An 829-nucleotide genomic window follows, 5' to 3' on the forward strand; every position below is an offset into this window, starting at 1 on the left:
TGGGACATAAATCCCTAAAAAAACAGCAGTAAGATAATTTTCAATTAGAAAATATCTTACTGCTGTTCTCTATTTATACAATACTTCGTATTGAATGGCTTCGCTTTCCTAGGGTGCCGTCTCAGCCTCGGTCTTCGACTGGCACTGCTCCCTCAGGAGTCTCGCCATTAATACTACGTATTAACATGTAATTTTACTTTTAAATACTTTAAAAAAAATAAGACACTTTGCCCAACTTACACTACCAATAGAAACTTCTGTTAGAATTCCTCAAAATGATATTTCACGATATGTTAATGAAATTGTTGAAACGATACCTGATAGCGAATTCGATGAATTCAGACATCATCGTGGCGCAACATCCTATCATCCAAAAATGATGTTAAAAATTATCTTATATGCATACACTCAATCTGTATTTTCTGGTCGTAGAATAGAGAAATTACTTCATGACAGTATTCGAATGATGTGGTTAGCTCAAAATCAAACACCTTCTTATAAAACTATTAATCGTTTTAGAGTAAATCCTAATACTGATGCATTAATTGAATCTTTATTTATCCAGTTTCATAGTCAATGTTTAAAGCAAAATCTTATTGATCATAATTCAATTTTTATTGATGGTACAAAAGTAGAAGCTAATGCCAATAGGTATACATTTGTGTGGAAGAAAAGTATTCCAAATCACGAATCGAAATTGAACGAAAATTCAAAAACACTATATCGTGACTTAGTTGAAGAAAAGCTGATTTCTATCAAATAATTAATAGAAATCAGCTTTTTTACATTGCCTAAGAACTTAATGTTCCAGCCTGAGCGTGTCATTAAC

General features: G+C 32.0%; 1 pseudogene. It reads left to right on the top strand.

Going from position 1 to position 829, the window contains the following annotated elements:
- Positions 1 to 217: 217 nt before the first annotated feature.
- Positions 218 to 751, top strand: a pseudogene (locus IDG60_RS17160) (transposase); the annotation flags it as partial.
- Positions 752 to 829: the final 78 nt, after the last annotated feature.

It is taken from the genome of Staphylococcus sp. EG-SA-2 (genome assembly GCF_017152085.1).